Source organism: Myxococcus sp. MH1, assembly GCF_059738865.1.
This window is the reverse complement of the sequence record NZ_AP026947.1, coordinates 10,154,214-10,167,879: the sequence shown is the minus strand read 5'-3', so window position 1 is coordinate 10,167,879 and position 13,666 is coordinate 10,154,214. Positions and strand designations below refer to the sequence as shown.

At 70.5% G+C, this 13,666-nt stretch carries 15 protein-coding genes; 7 read left to right on the top strand and 8 right to left on the bottom strand.

Going from position 1 to position 13,666, the window contains the following annotated elements:
- Positions 1-98: 98 nt before the first annotated feature.
- The 4 genes from AC6JA9_RS40275 to AC6JA9_RS40260 form a co-directional block, all read right to left on the bottom strand.
- The gene (locus AC6JA9_RS40275; protein ID WP_497958730.1) at positions 99-1,874 is read right to left on the bottom strand and encodes a serine/threonine protein kinase; all 1,776 of its coding nucleotides are present in this window, start codon (positions 1,872-1,874) and stop codon (positions 99-101) included.
- Positions 1,875-2,001: 127 nt separating this feature from the next.
- A complete protein-coding gene (locus AC6JA9_RS40270) occupies positions 2,002-2,814 on the bottom strand; it encodes a GNAT family N-acetyltransferase (RefSeq protein WP_497958729.1) in 813 nt (270 codons plus the stop codon).
- A gap of 36 nt (positions 2,815-2,850) precedes the next feature.
- Positions 2,851-3,729 carry a helix-turn-helix domain-containing protein gene (locus AC6JA9_RS40265; RefSeq protein WP_497958728.1) on the bottom strand — a complete coding sequence of 293 codons (879 nt, stop codon included), beginning with the start codon at positions 3,727-3,729 and terminating at the stop codon, positions 2,851-2,853.
- A gap of 17 nt (positions 3,730-3,746) precedes the next feature.
- A complete protein-coding gene (locus AC6JA9_RS40260; RefSeq protein ID WP_223783865.1) occupies positions 3,747-4,082 on the bottom strand; it encodes a hypothetical protein in 336 nt (111 codons plus the stop codon).
- 229 nt (positions 4,083-4,311) lie between these two features.
- On the opposite strand from AC6JA9_RS40260, the gene AC6JA9_RS40255 reads away from it, so the two are divergent.
- From AC6JA9_RS40255 to AC6JA9_RS40240, 4 genes are all read left to right on the top strand, one after another.
- Positions 4,312-4,761 carry a pentapeptide repeat-containing protein gene (locus tag AC6JA9_RS40255; protein ID WP_497958727.1) on the top strand — a complete coding sequence of 150 codons (450 nt, stop codon included), beginning with the start codon at positions 4,312-4,314 and terminating at the stop codon, positions 4,759-4,761.
- 153 nt (positions 4,762-4,914) lie between these two features.
- Entirely contained in the window at positions 4,915-5,136 is a 222-nt protein-coding gene (locus AC6JA9_RS40250) for a hypothetical protein (protein ID WP_497958726.1), read from the top strand.
- Positions 5,133-6,128 carry a type I methionyl aminopeptidase gene (map, locus tag AC6JA9_RS40245; RefSeq protein WP_223751212.1) on the top strand — a complete coding sequence of 332 codons (996 nt, stop codon included), beginning with the start codon at positions 5,133-5,135 and terminating at the stop codon, positions 6,126-6,128. The genes AC6JA9_RS40250 and map overlap by 4 nt, the downstream gene beginning before the upstream one ends.
- 167 nt (positions 6,129-6,295) lie before the next feature.
- Positions 6,296-6,706: a hypothetical protein gene (locus AC6JA9_RS40240; RefSeq protein ID WP_223751211.1), complete on the top strand. Its 411-nt coding sequence runs from the start codon at positions 6,296-6,298 to the stop codon at positions 6,704-6,706.
- Positions 6,707-6,712: 6 nt separating this feature from the next.
- Here AC6JA9_RS40240 and AC6JA9_RS40235 read toward each other — a convergent pair whose 3' ends face one another.
- The gene (locus tag AC6JA9_RS40235) at positions 6,713-7,039 is read right to left on the bottom strand and encodes a DUF2917 domain-containing protein (RefSeq protein ID WP_223751210.1); all 327 of its coding nucleotides are present in this window, start codon (positions 7,037-7,039) and stop codon (positions 6,713-6,715) included.
- A gap of 200 nt (positions 7,040-7,239) precedes the next feature.
- Here AC6JA9_RS40235 and AC6JA9_RS40230 point away from each other — a divergent pair, with 200 nt between their 5' ends.
- Positions 7,240-8,676 carry an aminotransferase-like domain-containing protein gene (locus tag AC6JA9_RS40230; RefSeq protein ID WP_497958725.1) on the top strand — a complete coding sequence of 479 codons (1,437 nt, stop codon included), beginning with the start codon at positions 7,240-7,242 and terminating at the stop codon, positions 8,674-8,676.
- A gap of 2 nt (positions 8,677-8,678) precedes the next feature.
- On the opposite strand, the gene AC6JA9_RS40225 is transcribed toward AC6JA9_RS40230, so the two are convergent.
- Together AC6JA9_RS40225 and AC6JA9_RS40220 are read right to left on the bottom strand one after the other, a co-directional pair.
- On the bottom strand, positions 8,679-9,350 hold the full coding sequence (locus tag AC6JA9_RS40225; RefSeq protein WP_408888784.1) for a hypothetical protein: 672 nt from the start codon (positions 9,348-9,350) through the stop codon (positions 8,679-8,681).
- 24 nt (positions 9,351-9,374) lie between these two features.
- Positions 9,375-10,094 carry a helix-turn-helix transcriptional regulator gene (locus AC6JA9_RS40220; RefSeq protein WP_223783868.1) on the bottom strand — a complete coding sequence of 240 codons (720 nt, stop codon included), beginning with the start codon at positions 10,092-10,094 and terminating at the stop codon, positions 9,375-9,377.
- An 82-nt stretch (positions 10,095-10,176) separates the two neighbouring features.
- Here AC6JA9_RS40220 and AC6JA9_RS40215 point away from each other — a divergent pair, with 82 nt between their 5' ends.
- On the top strand, positions 10,177-10,608 hold the full coding sequence (locus AC6JA9_RS40215) for a VOC family protein (RefSeq protein ID WP_223751206.1): 432 nt from the start codon (positions 10,177-10,179) through the stop codon (positions 10,606-10,608).
- Positions 10,595-11,167 carry a YdeI/OmpD-associated family protein gene (locus tag AC6JA9_RS40210; RefSeq protein WP_223783870.1) on the top strand — a complete coding sequence of 191 codons (573 nt, stop codon included), beginning with the start codon at positions 10,595-10,597 and terminating at the stop codon, positions 11,165-11,167. The genes AC6JA9_RS40215 and AC6JA9_RS40210 overlap by 14 nt, the downstream gene beginning before the upstream one ends.
- A gap of 4 nt (positions 11,168-11,171) precedes the next feature.
- Here AC6JA9_RS40210 and AC6JA9_RS40205 read toward each other — a convergent pair whose 3' ends face one another.
- Positions 11,172-13,604: an ABC transporter permease gene (locus tag AC6JA9_RS40205; RefSeq protein ID WP_497958724.1), complete on the bottom strand. Its 2,433-nt coding sequence runs from the start codon at positions 13,602-13,604 to the stop codon at positions 11,172-11,174.
- Between the last annotated feature and the right edge of the window lie 62 nt (positions 13,605-13,666).

The window sequence follows — 13,666 nt, the reverse complement described above, 5'->3', positions numbered from 1 at the left end:
CGTCAGGCTCGATGGCGCGCTCCTGAAGAGGGGAGCCTCCCGTGTTGGAGGCGTGGAGCAGGACGAGCCAGGTCACGAGGCGCAAGCGCCTGGCTTCATCACCAATCCTTCCCACGAATCTCCCGGAAGCGCTCCACGACGCGGACGTGCAGGAGGTTGAAGATGACCGCGTGTTCCTCGTCTCCCCCCGGAAGCCTCTGCCGCCCCACGTCGCTGAACTCGTAGAACACCATGCAGACCGGATACACATCGTCGCCGACACGCATCTCCCGGATGCGGCCATAGACGCGCTCGTTGGTGAAGATGATTTCGGTGACGAGTTGTGCGCCCGCGGGGAGCTTCTTGAATTTGCGGTGCACGTTCGTCATCAGGTACCCCTCCTTCACCGTGATGTTCCGGAAGGGCGTGCCGAAGTTCTCTCCGATGGAGCCCTCGAACTGGTCCCCCTGGTCGAGTCCGAAGCGCTCGATGGTCTCATCCGCGCCCGCGGGGCACTCGGCCACGGGAGGGATGGGCCGATGCTGCACGTAGGGCGTGCTGCTGGAGCAGGCGAGCCCGGTGCAGGCCAGGGCCACCTTGGACAGGCGGGCGAGTGACAACGCGCGAGGCTTCGCGGGGGGAGCGGGAGGCTTCATCACGGGAGTGGGGTCCTGGAGTGGCGGCGCCACGGGGGCGACGGTCACGGGGATGGGATTCGCCCGGGGCGAATCGGTGACTGACTCACTGTGATGCGATTCCGCATGTCTGGCTATTTTCTGACCTCCCAGGGAGTCGATTTGTTGGGTGACTCCTGGAGTTGTCTGTCTCCAGCCGTGGAGGAACCACCCCACCGCCAGGAGCAGGAGCACCGCGGGCAGGGCGAGAACCCGGGGGTGTAGGAGACGGGTTCGCAGGCGCTGGACACGTGCGCGCGCCGGGGAGGGGGGCTTGCGCGGGGGCGCGGGTGTGTCCGTGCCGAAGAGCGGCGTGTCCCAAGCCTCGGCGGTGAAGCGGCTCGGCGCCAGGGCGGTGGCGAGCTGTGCGCCGCTCTGGAAGCGTTGCTCCGGGAGCTTCTCGAGGAGCCGCAGGATGATGGCGTCGAGCTCGGGAGGGATGCGCGGGTTCAGCTCCGACGGGACGGCGGGTGGCTGCGAGGTGATGGCGGCGCACAGCACGTCCGCGGGCCAGTCCGGAGGGAAGGGGTAGTGGCCCGTGGCCGCGCGGTAGAGGCACACGCCCAGGGCGTAGAGGTCATCGGTGGCGACGGACTGGTAGCGGGCGTCCGGGTGGCGCCAGTGGCGCTGATGGAAGCGGATGGCCTCGGGGCTGCGCAGGTGGCGGGTGCCGGGAGGCAGGGGGCCGGTGGTCAGCGTGGGCGCGCCGGTGTACGCGCTCGCGCCCAGGTCGATGAGGACAGGGTCTCCTTCGGTGTCTCGCAGGAGGATGTGCTCCGGCTTGAGGTCCCGGTGCAGCACGTCCCCGGCGTGCAGGGTGTCCAGCGCCAGGGCGACTCGGCGGAAGGTCTCCGCCAGCTGTCGGAAGGAGGGGTTGTGTCGCTCCGCCCAGACGTGGAGCGGCGGTCCGGGCACCCAGTCCATGACGAAGTAGAAATGGCCCGTGACGATGTCCGGCCAGCGGCCGCAGGCGTGGACCGCGACCACGTTGGGATGGACGGCCCGGTCCAACAGGAGCGTGAGCTCGCGCAGGGCGCGGCCCTCGGCGGTGTGGCGAGTGAGCTTGAGCGCGAAGTAGCGCCCCGGCGAGTCCACCGGCTCCACGCGATAGACGACGCCGTAGCCGCCCACGCCCAGTCTCTCGAGGATGCGCCAGCCTCCCGTCAGGACGAATCCCGGGGGCAGGGCTTCCGGGGGCATCGACGATGGATGCGGACTCATGGACGTCAGAGGTCTCCTGGACTCTGACGAATCTAGCAGGTTGAATACCTCTGGGGTGGCCCGCTGCCATGGCCATCCCACGAGTTACCCTGACGTCAGGGCGCGGGGCGCTCCTGGGAGACGTGTGTCAGCGGGGGCTCGAGGTGAGGTCGCGCATCATCACGACCTTGGGGTAGGCGACGAAGAACCCCAGGCGCTCCATGTTCCGCTGTGAGGGACTGGCGGGCAGCGTGCTGCTCGACGCCAGGGTGCAGCCCTGACGGGTGGCCCAGTCGAGGCGGGTGGAGATGAGGGCCTGCTGGAGTCCTCGGCCGCGGAAGCGCTCGCGCACGCCGGTGCCGGACAGGGTGGCCACGCCGTCGTGTATGGCCACGGTGCCGCCTCCCGCGGGCTCACCGTCCACGAGCGCGAGGAAGCACGTGGTGCCGGGCATGGTCGAAGTGCCCAGCATGAGCGAGGCCTCCTCGTCGGAGACCTCGTCACGTCCCATGAAGCCCTGGGCCACGGTGCGCGAGAAGACCTGGGCCTCACCGGGGCGGAGCGGACGAAGCTCGATGCCGGGTGCGGTGGGAGGAGGCGGACTCGCGGGCAGGGCGCGCACGAACACCTGCTGGAACTCACCGACGCGGTAGCCACGACGGGCCAGCTCCTGCGCGAGCGACGGGTCGGCGAAGGGGAGCAGGTCGAGTTGGAGGAGACCGCCCTGTTGTCCCAGGTGGGCCTCCACACGGTCGAGGGACTCGGCGCTGACGGGACCTTCGAGTCCGAGCGCGAGCGCCTGGGTGAGGGGCGAGTTGGCGCCATTGAAGAGGGCGAGGCCGCCTGCGAGCTCGAGGATGCCGTGTGTCGGTGTGGCGGCGCGGTTCTGCGCGGCCTGGGCCAGCTCCACGCGGCGGACCAGCGCGGCGTCCACGGTGGGGCGAGAGGAGGAGAGTGACATGGGACCACCCTCGTCCACGTCGCGTCGGGGCGTCTATCAGGTTCCTGCTTCGTCTATCGGGTTCGCGCCATTTTCCGAGTCCGGCACCTCGCGACGGAAGCGGGCGGGCGTGAGCGCGTGGCGCGCGCGGAACAGGGAGGTGAGGTGGCTCTGGCTGGAGAAGCCCGTGGCCTGCGCGATGTCGCTCAACGGGAGCGCGGTGGTGGCGAGCAGCTCGCGTGCGCGTTCCAGTCGTCGAGTCAGGACGAACTGGTGTGGCGTGTTGCCGGTGGTTCGTTTGAAGCCTCGCGAGAAGTGGGCCGGGCTCAGGTCCACCACGGCGGCGAGGGACTCCAGGCCGAGGGCCGTGTCCAGGTTCGCCTCGACGAAGTCTGTCACGCGCCGGAGCTGCCAGGGCGCGAGTCCTACGGGCTTCGCTCCGGACCTCGGGCGCTGGCCGTCGAGACGTAGCAGTCGCAGGCCCAGCACGGTGGCGAGCGCGTCCACTTCGAGTCGCGAGGGTGGACGTCCCTCGTGCAGTGCCTCGCCGCTGGCGCGCAGCAGCTCACGGAGCACCGGGTCCGTCACTCGTGACGGGCCCACGGAGCACAGGGCCTGCTCCAGGCCATGTGCTCCGGCGAGCGAAGAAATCCGCTCAGGAGGAAGGAAGAAGGACACCACCCGCGCGCCCGCGTCCCAGGCGAAGGCATGCGGCAGGTCGGAGCCGACGACGCCCACCTCCTCGCGGACGAGTCGCATGTCCACCGCGCGGTCGACGGAGCGCCAGCGCCCACGGACAGCAGGACGGCCGAGGGGCATGAGCAGTTGCAGCGACCGGTGTTGATGCTCGCCCGTGTCCATCTGCTGGTGGCGGTAGAGGGCAACGCCCATTCCCTGCCACGCCACGGTGAGCGGCTTGTCGGCTCTGTGCTCCATGCGTCGGTCGACTCCGCCTATCGAGCAAACTCCGCTGGAAGCTCCCAGGCAAAAACAACGACACACCCGGCTTCGTGATTCACGACCACGCGATAGCTGCCTTCAGGAAACTCCGCGACATCCCCTGCGGCGAACTGGACAGCCTGCGTGCCGAATTCCATCTGGCAGTGCCCAGCCAGCACGTAAACCGTACCGGCCCGCATCGAGCCACCAAAATCCTCTACCGATGAATACCGATCAACGCTCACCCGATACTTCTTCGCGGGCAAGTGCAGCGCACGCACACTCTCTTCCGAGAGGGGTTGGTTGGAGAGTTCGGACCAGCGTCGCACCGTGACCTGTTTCGATTCCATCCTGCACCTCACTGCGGAAAGGTCATGCCAATCTTGGCGAACGCAGCCCGAGTTGACGCCACGTTCGGCAAGCCGCTGTTCTCAGTGGCAGCGAACTCCGTGCCCTGGAGGCAAGCCTACATCGACTCCGTGGATACCCGAGCTTTGACGAACGGGCCATGGATGGGAGACAGCGAAGAATGTCGACTGCGAGGACTCATTGATTCGGATCGAGTTCGAGACTGGGGCGGTGCTCGAGTTGGATCTCGAGCACCTGGTCGGGGCGGACCTGCGCGGGCTGTCGCTCCACCGGGCGCTGCTCGGCAAGCTGAACCTCTCACGCGCGAACCTCCGAGAGGTCGACCTGCGCTCCGCTTCCCTGGACGAAGCGGACCTGTCCGAGGCCAACCTCGAAGGTGCTCGGCTCATGGCCGCGGGGCTTCGTCGCGCGACGTTGATGCGAAGTCGCCTGCACAGGGCCTGGCTCAACGGCGCGGACCTTCAAGGTGCGGACCTGCGGGACGCGGACCTGAGTGAAGCGGACCTCGGCGGCGCCAACCTGTCCGGCGCGGACCTCCGGGGTGCGGACCTGCGGACTCATCGCCTCGACCTCGCGAAGCTGGACGGCTCCGTGTCCGATGCCACGGCGAAGTGGCCCTCGGGTTTCGACCCCGTCGCGCACGGAGTCCTCATCCGGTGACGCGGCCGTGTCCCAGGCGAGCGACGGTCCCCCTGGTGGCACCCCGCACTCCTGTCCACCACAGGTCGCCCGGCAGGCCACCCGCCAGGAGGGCGGAAAGAACCCGTGCGCCCGGGCGTGTCTACGGGTATAGACAACCCCCTCATGTGTCCCATGGTGAAGACGGAAGACCTCATCGACGCCCAGGGCGTGGCCGGCCTGCTGCAGCTGCGCCACACCAACAGCGTCAGCACCTATCTGCGCCGCTACCCGGACATGCCCCGCCCCATCCTGGACCTGGGCACCGGACGCCCACGCTTGTGGCTGCGTCCCCAGGTGCTGCGCTGGCTCCGCGCCCGCAGGTCCGACACGGCTTCCATCGGAGTTGAGAGATGACCACCGCCATTCCCCGTACCCCTCCCGCCGTCCTGCCCGGCCCCAATGACACCTGCTGGTGCGGCAGCGGCACCAAGTACAAGAAGTGCCACCGCGGCGCCGACGCCGTCGAGGCGCGCAAGAAGGGCCCCGACGTCGCGCGCAAGGGCATCCGCCCGGGCCTCATCAGCCCCCGCCGCGACGTGCCCCTGCACATCCCCCGCCCCGACTACGCCGTGTCCGGCCGCCCCCAGCGCCGCCCGAGCGACTCTGAAATCCGCTCGCCGGACGTCATCGCGCGCATGCGCAGGGCCTGCAAGGCCGCCGCCGAGGTGCTCCAGGAAGTCGCCTCCCACGTGCGCCCCGGCATCACCACCGACGAGCTGGACGCCATCACCCACGAGGCCTACATCCGCCGGGGCGGCTACCCGAGCACGCTCAACTACCACGGCTTCCCCAAGTCCCTGTGCACCTCGGTCAACGAGGTCATCTGCCACGGCATCCCCGACAACCGCGCGCTCGAGGACGGCGACATCGTCAACCTGGACATCACCATCTACCTGGATGGCGTCCACGGCGACTGCTCGGCCACCCACTTCGTGGGCAAGGTGGACCCGGAGAGCGAGCGGCTGGTGCGCGTCACCCGCGAGTGCATGGAGCTGGGCATCGCCGCGGTGAAGCCTGGCCGGCCCATCAGCGACATCGGCCGCGCGATTGAAGACCACGCCACCAAGAACGGCATGAGCGTGGTGCGCGCCTACTGCGGCCACGGCATCGGCGAGACGTTCCACACGTCCCTCCAGATTCCGCACTACTACGAGCCCGAGGCCGACACCATCATGCAGCCGGGGATGATCTTCACCGTCGAGCCGATGATCAACCTCGGCGGCTGGGGCCACCGCACCTGGGACGACGGGTGGACCGCCGTCACCGCCGACGGCAGCCGCAGCGCCCAGTTCGAGCACACGCTGCTCGTCACCGAGCAGGGCCCCGACATCCTCACCGTGGCCTGAAGTCCCGAGCGCCCCACGGTAGACCGTGGGGCGAAGCCACCGTGTGACGGGCGACAGTCCTCCACGGTGGCCGTCACCGGCCGGACGTCCCCTCGAAACCTCTCGGCGCTTCGCGCGCGCCCGGCGCTATCCACGCGCTCCAGGCCCGAGGTCCCGAGAGGTACACCATGTCCCTCGATATCGCCGTCGACGCCGACCGTCTCAAGAGCGTCCAGGACGTCCTCCAGGTGTTGGAGGACTCCTTCCAGGTCGACTTCATCCCAGGCATCTTCAAGAAGCTGGACGAGAAGCTCCTCGTGGAGCGCGCCGCGTTCCGGACGAACACAGTCGCTCAGCGCTACGAGCTGGACGTCTACTTCGGGCTGAAGGGCCCCGAGGCGAGCGCCCGCTCACCGTTCCTCAAGGTGGGCATGTGCATCACCATCCAGTCCGAGGTCGCTGTGCGCGGCCGCCGCCCGGCCCGCTACGACGGCACGCTGGAGGTCCCCCTCACCGAAGACGCCATCACCCACGTGCCGTTCGCGCTCTACCTGCGCCGCGCCGCCCGGGGCTCGCTCACGACGCCTCCCTCGGAGTGAGCGCACTCACCCGCCGCAGGGCGAGAGTGACGTCCCCAAGCAGAAGCGCGCCGACCTCAGCGCTTGCACCACCACCTGGCCTTCGTGGTTCAGGGGCACGCTGCTCCCGTGCTCCAGCACGTAGTCCCGAGGGTCCGACTCGAAGGTGAGCCAGAGCCGGCCCTCGGTACACGTGAGCAGCAGGCCCTCGTCCCCCTGGATGCGCCGACTCCAGAGCGACCCCTCGTGCAGCCCCTGTCCGCCCGTCTCCACTCCGGGGCGAGCCTGGGGCTTCAGGTGATTCCACAGCGAGCTCCAGAAACCTCGCCGCGCCGACATGAGCTTGGACTCCATGGCACCACGACCTCCTCATCGCCCACCATGCGCCCCGCCGACGAAACAGAACAGAGGCAGCAATCCACCATTGTGACCAGTACAGTTGAAGTCCAAGGAACTGTACTGGCCCGTCCAGTGGGCAGGTGTGTCTGGGCAGCGGAGGCCGGGCCCGTTACCGATACGGATTGGCGGGAGACGGACTTCGCATCGGGGACGGCATGGGCGCGCTGGCACACAAACCGAAGTTGTACGAGCAGGTGGCGGAGCGGCTGGAGGACGCCATCAACGCGGGCACGCTACGCGCGGGAGACAGGCTGCCCTCCGTGCGTCAGCTCAGCCTGCGTGAGCAGGTGAGCATCTCCACGGTGCTCCAGGCGTATCTGCACCTGGAGTCGGTGGGGCTCATCGAGACGCGGCCGCAGTCGGGCCACTATGTGCGCAGGCGTGAGCGTCCCCGCCTCGCGGAGCCGCAGGTGTCCCGCCCCGCGACCAGCGCCACGCCCGTCACGGTGAGCGCGCTGGTGTCGCGCGTGTACCAGTCGATGCGCGACCCGAACCTCGTGCAGATGGGCGGCGCGTGGCCGTCCACGGAGCTGCTGCCCACGCGCCGGCTGTACCGGGAGCTCAACGCGCTCACCCGCGAGATGGGCGACGCGGGGATGCTGTACGACGTACCCCCGGGGTGTCCGGAGCTGCGGCGGCAGCTCGCGCGGCGCTCGCTGGACTGGGGCGCGGCGCTGTTGCCCGAGGACTTCATCATCACCGTCGGCGCCGCGGAGGCCATCCACCTGTGCCTGCTCGCCGTGGCCCGGCAGGGGGACACCATCGCGATTGAGTCACCGGCGTACTACGGCACGCTCCAGGCCATCGAGTCGCTCGGGCTGCGCGCGCTGGAGATTCCGTGCTCACCGCGCCACGGCATGGAGCTGGATGCGCTCCAGGCGGCGCTGGAGCGGCGGCGCGTGGCGGCGGTGCTGGTGGTGCCCAGCTACAGCAACCCGGTGGGCAGCTGCATGCCGACGGCGAACCGCCAGCGACTGGTGGCCATGCTCGAGGAGCGCGGGGTGCCGCTCATCGAGGATGACCTGTACGGTGACCTGCACTTCGACGAGCGCAGGCCGCGCACGTGCAAGTCGTTCGACACGACGGGCAACGTGATGCTGTGTGGCTCGTTCTCGAAGACGCTCGCGCCGGGCTTCCGCGTGGGGTACGTGGCGCCGGGTCGGCTCCGGGAGCGGGTGGAGCTCCTGAAGTTCTCGCACACGGTGGCCTCGCCCACGCTGCTGCCGCTGGCGATTGCGCGCTTCCTGGAGGAGGGCGGGTATGACCGGCACCTGCGCGCGCTGCGGCGCCGGCTGTCGGAGCAGGTGGCGCGCATGGCGGAGGGCGTGGCCGAGCACTTCCCGGAGGGCACGCGCGTGGCGCGGCCGGCGGGGGGCTCGCTGTTGTGGGTGGAGCTGCCGTCCACGGTGGACTCGCTGGTGCTGCACGGGCGCGCGCTGGATGCGGGCGTGAGCATCGCGCCGGGGCCCATCTTCTCGCCCCGGCCGGACTCGTACCGGAACTTCATCCGCATGTCGTGTGGACAGCCGTGGACGCCGCGCATCGAGGGCGCGATGGCCACGGTGGGCCGGCTGGTGCGTACCCTGATGTGAGGTCAGCGTGCGAAGAGCAGGCCCGCGCCCTGGCGTGAGGCCTTGTCCAGCGCCTGCGTCACGGCGTCGAGCGCTCGCGCGGGGTCTCCGCGCCGGGTGACGCGGCGCAGGCGGGAGGTGAAGCGGGCCCAGCCTCGGACGGGCTGATAGGTGGGCGCGCCGTCGAGGTGCTCGCGCAGGCCGTCGCGCAGTTGGCGCACCTCGGCGTTCGTCCAGTAGCCGAGGTTCGGGTTGATGCGCCGCAGGTCGTCGGTGGCGCCCTCCTGCTCGGGGACCCGGCCCCAGACGGTGTGGCGCCAGAGGCGATGGAGCGTGTCGGGGCAGGCCGCGCGGACGACGGCCTCGGCGGCCTGGAGGTCGTCGGCGTCGGGGCGCTGCGAGGTGGCCTGCTCCAGGCGCTCGCTCCGGGGCTCCTTGTCGGTGTGGACCAGGTCCTCGGCGAGCACGTCGAGCAGCTCCAGCACCTCGTCACCGAGCGGCTCGGGCAGCCGCGTCAGCGCGGCGCCGCCGTGCTGGGAGAGGTGGTCGATGAGCGCGAGCAGCACCTCCTCGTCCTCCATCGCCTCGGGGTCCTCGCTCACCACCGCGGCGCGCAGGGACGCGAGCCGAGCGCGGGTCAGCACACCGGCGAGGCCCTCGGCGGGAATCAGGAAGAAGGTGACAGGGGTGCTCATGGCCCTTGTCTATACCGCCCGCGCTCAGAGCGACGAGAAGATGTCGCCGAGGGTGGCGATCATCGACTCCGAGTCGCGCACCTGGAACGTCGCGGCCTGGACGCTCGCGGCCTCGATGCGGTCGACGCGGAGCATGCGCACCGCTCCGCGCAGGTGGTCCCAGACGAGCAGGTACCACGCGGGCCAGCTGAGCAGGAGGTAGTGGGGCTCCACGACGCGCACCGTGCTCGTGTCGCTCGCGCGGTAGGTCAGCTCCAGCGCGCGCTGCTCGAAGAAGGCCTCCTGGAGGGGACGCAGCACCGCGGCCCGGGGGGGCTTCCAGGTCGCGCTGATGCTGCGCGCGGTGGGGCCCACGAGGATGCGCTGGCGCAGCTTGCCGACGCGGGCGCGCTCCTCGGGTGGGAACGACGCGGCCAGCTTCTGGCGCAGGCTCTTGAGCGTCGAGAGCAGGAGCGGGGACTCGAGCCGCTCGGCGAGCGCCAGGGCGAGCAGCAGGTCGAGCAGCTCCTGGGCGTTGAGCTGCACGCGCCCGAGCCCTGTCCTCGGCGGGACGCGGATGCCGCCGCCCCGGCCCGCGTCCGACTCGATGGGGACGCCGCGCGCGGAGAGCCGGGACAAGTCCCGCCGGACGGTGCGCACGCAGACGCCCAGCTCCTCCGCCAGCTCCGGGGCCGTCCAGGACGGGCGGGAGGCAAGGAGGCCCAGGACCCGGTCCAGACGGTCGGTGACGGGCTCGCGCTTCAAAGGTGACTCATTCTGTCACGTTCTGGGGCCATGTTCATGGGGTCGCGAACGAGCGCGGCCAGGACACACGGAGACAAACGCCATGACCCACACCTTGCGCGGAATGTGCACCTTCAACCTCTGGGCGGATGACCTCCAGGCGGCGACGCGCTGGTACGCGGAGCTGCTCGGCATGCAGCCCTACTTCCGCAGCGAGGACGTGGGGCGCGGGCCCGGGTATGTGGAGTTCCGCATCGGCGACTACCAGCACGAGCTGGGCATCATCGACCGGAGGTTCGCGCCGCCGGGGCTCGCCACGGCTCAGGGCGGGACGGTGGTCTACTGGCACGTCGACGACATCGCGGGGACGCTCGCGCGGGTGCTCGCGATGGGGGCGCAGCTCCTGGATGGCGTCACCGAGCGCGGGCCGGGCTTCGTCACGGCGTCGGTCACCGACCCGTTCGGGAACGTGCTGGGCCTGATGTTCAACCGCCACTACCTGGACGTGCTGGGAGGCGCCCATGGCCAGCGCTGAAGGAGGGGCGCCGGTGATTGCGTTCCGGGGCGCGGCGGAGTTCGAGGCCTGGCTCCAGACGCACGTCGATGCGTCCGCGGGGGTCTGGTTGAAGCTCGCGAAGAAGGGGACGCAGATTGCCTCGCTCACCGATGACGAGGCGGTCGACGTGGGGCTGTGCTTCGGATGGATTTCGGGGCAGCGCAAGTCGCTCGACGCGCGCTTCTACCTGCAGAAGTACGTCCCGCGCCGGCCGCGCAGCCGCTGGTCCTGTGTGAACGTGCGCAAGGTGGAGGCACTCACGCGCGCGGGTCGGATGCGGCCCTCGGGGCTCGCGGAGGTCGAGGCCGCGAAGGCGGATGGGCGCTGGGACGCGGCCTACGAGTCGCAGAAGAACGCCACGGTGCCGGAGGTGCTCACGGCGGCGCTGGCGGCGAGCCCTCGGGCGGCGCGGGCGTTCGAGGCGCTCGGCAGGACGCGGCGGTACGGGCTGGTCCTCAAGGTGCTGACGGCGAGGACCCAGAAGGGGCGCGAAGGCCAGGTCCGCCGCGTCGTCGCGGAGCTCGACGCGGCGGGGTGAGACTTCAGTCCGCGGACATGGCCACGCCGGGCGACACCTTCGACGCGCGGCGGGCGGGCAGCCAGCTCGCCAGCGAGACGACGGTGAGCAGCAGCAGCGGCACGGCGAGGAAGGTCAGCGGGTCCGTGGCGCTCACGTCGTACAGCAGGCCCTCCAGCAGCCGCGACAGCCCGAGCGCCAGCGCGAGCCCGACGCCCAGGCCCAGCGCGCACATCCGCAGGGCCTGCTTCATCACCAGCCGCACCACGTCCGAGGGCAGCGCCCCCAGCGCCAGGCGGATGCCCAGCTCCCGTCGACGCTGCGCCACGCTGTACGCCATCAACCCGTAGATGCCGAGCGAGGCCAGCGCCACCGCCGACACCGCGAAGGCGAGCAGGAGCACCCGCTGGAAGCTCCGGTCCGCCACCGAGCGCTCCAGGCCCTGCGCCAGCGTCGTCGTCTTCGGCAGCGTCAACTGCGAGTCGAGCTGGCGCATCTCGCCCTTCACCAGCGCCGTCACGCGCTCCAGCGGGAGCTTGCTGCGCACCACCACGGACGTCATGGCCCAGGGCGTCTGGGCGAGCGGTGCGTACAGCTCCGGCTCCGCGGGCTCGTCCAGCGCGCGCGCGCGGACATCCCCCACCACGCCCACGATTTCACGCTCCTTGAGCGGGCGGCCGAAGGCGATGACGACCCGCTTGCCGATGGCGTCCTCGTTGGGGAAGTGGCGCCGCGCGAAGGACTCGTTCACCACGACCACCGGCGGCGCGTCCGCGGTGTCCTGCCGCGTGAAGTCCCGCCCCTGCTTGAGCGGAATCCCCAGCGTGGCGAAGACGCCATCGCTCATCGCCCGGTAGCCGGTGACGAGCTTCTCCCCCGAGGGCGAGGGCTTGCCCGGCAGCTCCATCGACAGGCCGATGGCGCCGCCCGTCACGATGCCCGGCGTCACCAGCGACGCGGCCTCCACGCCCGGCTGCGCGCGAACCTGCTCCAGCAGTCGCTCGTAGAAGGTCGCAATCGTGTCCCGCGGGTAGCGCGCGGCCGGGAGGTTGACGCCCATCAGCGACACGCCGTCGGGTCGGTAGCCCGGGTCCACGTCGGCCAGCCGCTGCGCGCTGCGCACCAGCAGCCCCGCGCCCACCAGCAACACCAGCGCGAGCGCCACCTGCGTGGACACGAGAATCGCGCGCCAGCGCAGCGCCGCCTTGTTCGCGCTCGTGCCGCGCGTGCTCTGGAGCAGGCCGCCGAGGTTGGCCTTGAGCGCGGTGCCCAGCGGCGCGAGGCCGCACATCAGCGACACCACGAGCACCAGCGCCGCCGTGTACACCAGCGCGCGTCCATCCACGCGCACCGCCTGCACCTGACGCACGGACTCCGGCAGCATCGCGCTCAGCATGTCCGTGCCCCACAGGCCCAGGAGCAACCCCAGCGCGCCTCCGGCCAGGGCCAGCAGCGAGCCCTCCGCCAGCAACTGTCGGGCGAGCGCGCCCTTGCCCGCGCCCAGCGCGGTGCGCACGGCGAACTCCTGCTGCCGGGTCATCGCGCGGGCGAGGAGCAGCTGCGCCACGTTGACGCAGGCGATGAGCAGCAGCAGCGCCACGGCGCCGAGCAGCAGGAGCGCGGGGCGGCGTGTCTTCTGGGACAGGCGCTCCTGGAGGCCGCGCACGCTCACGCTCGCCTGGGTGTTGGTGTCCGGGTACGTCTGCGACAGGGCCCGCATCACGCCCTGGGCCTCCTGGTGGGCCTGCTCGGCGTTGAAGCCCGGGGCCAGCCGGGCCACGCCGGAGAGCAGGTGGGTGCCGCGGCTCTCCCAGTTGGAGCGGACGAAGTCGCGCGCGGACAGCGGGGCCCACAGGCCGACGGGCTCCTGCGAGTCCTCGCGAGGGAAGTCGAAGCCCTCGGGCATCACGCCAACGACCTCGTAGGGGTTGCCGTCCAGCTCCATCGTGCGGCCGAGCACGCCCCGGTCCGCGCCGAAGCGTCGGGTCCAGAGGCCGTGCGAGAGCACCACGGCGCGCGGGCCGTTGAGCTGGAACTCGGGGTCCTCGAGCGCCCGGCCGAGCAGGGGGCGCACGCCGGCGACGCGGAAGAAGCCCTCCGACACCGCCGCGCCCTCCACCCGCTCGGGTTCCTGGTGGGGGCCGGTGAGGGTGAAGCCGCCGGTGTCGTAGACGGCGAACGCGGCGAAGGCCTTCACCTTCTGGCGGAGGTCCTCGGAGTCCAGGCGGGACAGGGCGTTGTTGCCGTCGGGCTCGCGTGGGTCGAAGCCCCACACGGAGACGAGCTGCTCGGACTGGGGGAGGGGGAGCGGGCGCAGGAGCAGCGCGCTCACCACGCTGAAGAGCAGCGTGTTCGCGCCGATGCCGAAGGCCAGCGCGAGCACCGTGGCCAGGGTGAAGCCCGGGCTGCGGCGCAGGGAGCGGAAGCCGTGGCGCAGGTCCTGGAAGAACGAAGGCATGAGCGACCTCAGAGCCAATCGCGTGCCAACGCCCCATCCGCCTCAAGGGCGCGATGTGACGA

Excerpts from the sequence above, each read along its gene's own strand:
- AC6JA9_RS40230 (WP_497958725.1), top strand. The coding sequence starts at position 7,240 with ATGGGCGCGCTGGCACACAAACCGAAGTTGTACGAGCAGGTGGCGGAG.
- AC6JA9_RS40265 (WP_497958728.1), bottom strand. The coding sequence starts at position 3,729 with ATGGAGCACAGAGCCGACAAGCCGCTCACCGTGGCGTGGCAGGGAATG.
- AC6JA9_RS40250 (WP_497958726.1), top strand. The coding sequence starts at position 4,915 with ATGGTGAAGACGGAAGACCTCATCGACGCCCAGGGCGTGGCCGGCCTG.
- AC6JA9_RS40210 (WP_223783870.1), top strand. The coding sequence starts at position 10,595 with ATGGCCAGCGCTGAAGGAGGGGCGCCGGTGATTGCGTTCCGGGGCGCG.
- AC6JA9_RS40205 (WP_497958724.1), bottom strand. The coding sequence starts at position 13,604 with ATGCCTTCGTTCTTCCAGGACCTGCGCCACGGCTTCCGCTCCCTGCGC.
- map (WP_223751212.1), top strand. The coding sequence starts at position 5,133 with ATGACCACCGCCATTCCCCGTACCCCTCCCGCCGTCCTGCCCGGCCCC.
- AC6JA9_RS40235 (WP_223751210.1), bottom strand. The coding sequence starts at position 7,039 with ATGGAGTCCAAGCTCATGTCGGCGCGGCGAGGTTTCTGGAGCTCGCTG.
- AC6JA9_RS40215 (WP_223751206.1), top strand. The coding sequence starts at position 10,177 with ATGACCCACACCTTGCGCGGAATGTGCACCTTCAACCTCTGGGCGGAT.
- AC6JA9_RS40260 (WP_223783865.1), bottom strand. The coding sequence starts at position 4,082 with ATGGAATCGAAACAGGTCACGGTGCGACGCTGGTCCGAACTCTCCAAC.
- AC6JA9_RS40225 (WP_408888784.1), bottom strand. The coding sequence starts at position 9,350 with ATGAGCACCCCTGTCACCTTCTTCCTGATTCCCGCCGAGGGCCTCGCC.
- AC6JA9_RS40275 (WP_497958730.1), bottom strand. The coding sequence starts at position 1,874 with ATGAGTCCGCATCCATCGTCGATGCCCCCGGAAGCCCTGCCCCCGGGA.
- AC6JA9_RS40240 (WP_223751211.1), top strand. The coding sequence starts at position 6,296 with ATGTCCCTCGATATCGCCGTCGACGCCGACCGTCTCAAGAGCGTCCAG.
- AC6JA9_RS40270 (WP_497958729.1), bottom strand. The coding sequence starts at position 2,814 with ATGTCACTCTCCTCCTCTCGCCCCACCGTGGACGCCGCGCTGGTCCGC.